General features: G+C 60.1%; 2 protein-coding genes. Both read right to left on the bottom strand.

Annotation, left to right across the window (positions count from 1 at the left end; all coding sequences use genetic code 11):
- Positions 1-142 precede the first annotated feature (142 nt).
- Complete coding sequence (locus NW853_RS05600; RefSeq protein ID WP_414333933.1) at positions 143-439, bottom strand: hypothetical protein; 297 nt, start codon at positions 437-439, stop codon at positions 143-145.
- A gap of 6 nt (positions 440-445) precedes the next feature.
- Positions 446-1,468 (bottom strand): hypothetical protein (locus tag NW853_RS05595; RefSeq protein WP_414348250.1); only part of this gene is annotated, 1,023 nt, incomplete at its 5' end.

Here is a 1,468-nt window from a genome sequence, read left to right as displayed (position 1 = left end):
TCTCCCTCAGAGGGGTTGGGGGTGAGGGCAGCAGCGCGAAGTGCTTGGGTAGGTGGCAAAGTGAAAGTGTTTGAATTGTGTTTGAACCGACTATAAAGCTTGTGCAGCGCCTCTAAGGAGAGCTCGCAGAGTCGCCAACAGCTCAGTCCTCCTCCGCTGCAGGAGCAGGGGCCTCGGCTAGCCGACACACCTGCTTGAGGAGCTGGGCCTCAACAGCGGCGTCGTAGAGCCGCAAAGTTAGGCGAGGCACCCGCAAGGAAGCGGTAATTCGCCCTGCCGGCAGATCCAACCACACCAGTTGCTTTTGAAAACAGCGGCAGGTGGCCCCTATCTCCTGCGCCAGCTCTTCTACCTCCGGCCAGCTCAGGCAGCGCGGCAGCAGCAGGTCTGTGGCCCAGCCCCTTCCACACTCTCGCCGCCTCAGGATGCGCACCTGCATGGATCCCTAAATCCGCTCGGCGTAGAACTCACACCAGGGATCCCCTTTCTCTCTGGCTTTGGTCTCCTTCCCGTAAAACAGCCCACCCCGCTGGAAGAGGCGGTTGTAGAAGACTTGATCCAGAATCGGCTTCTGCTGAATGTTGCCGTTGTAAACCAGATTCATCAGCGCCGGCACCGCCCCTTGGGCAAAATAGCAGGTCGGATAATCTGCCCGTGGGTAGGAAGCCAAAAAGTAGTTGGTCTCGTAGTTGCCGTCAATAGCCACCCGGCAGGAATGATCGCTCACCACCTCCAAAGCCTGCCAACGACCCCACCCCAAGCTGCTGGTTACGGCATAGGCCCCGTGGATCCAGTCGGTATCCTTTTCCAGCATTGGCCCCACAAGGGTTTCCCACTCCAGCGACTCCATGATGTTGCCCAAGGTGTAGAAGACACAGACATGGCCCGATTCGCGCACCAGATCCTCTGCCACCTGCTGCAGACTGGGTTGCACTGCTTTCAGCTCTTCCAAAAAGCGGTACTGGATGCGGTTGTAGTAATTGGCAGGCATGCGCGTGAGCAGCACGTTGAAGGCGCGAATCTGCCCCCGTTCATCTCCTGCCAAAGGCAGGCTCCACAGAGCTTCGTTGACCGCGTCATAGTCCACCGCTGTTATCGGCTTGGGCAGATCGGCTGGACGTTCAATGAGCTTGCCCATGCCGGGGCTAGGAACCAAAGTCTGAGGCCGTGGCAGCCGAGTAGCCTGGATCAGGCAGCGATCCTTGCGCGTAACCGCCATGCACTCCGTTTCCTCTGCCGTGTAGCTGCCCAGCTCGCCAAAAGTGGCATCCAGCGCCGCCGCCACATAGCCCACGGCTAGATGATCGATGGGGCGGGTGCGGTTAGCCTGATCCCCGTACTTGCTCAGCCAGCCTTCTGCGTAGTGGGAGTGGGTGAGCTGGGCTTCGCCACCGCTGGGGCTGGCCTGCAGCTCCAGTCGCCCCAAGCCGAGAAAGCCGAACAACTGGCACGCCACCGCCAGCCGCTC

It is taken from the genome of Synechococcus sp. H55.11 (assembly GCF_047462475.1).
Classification (GTDB): Bacteria; Cyanobacteriota; Cyanobacteriia; order Thermostichales; family Thermostichaceae; genus Thermostichus.
Note: the sequence above shows the minus strand (reverse complement) of the source record. Positions and strands in the feature narration are given on the sequence as shown.

Coding starts and splice junctions, on each gene's coding strand:
- NW853_RS05600 (WP_414333933.1), bottom strand. CDS start 439: ATGCAGGTGCGCATCCTGAGGCGGCGAGAGTGTGGAAGGGGCTGGGCC.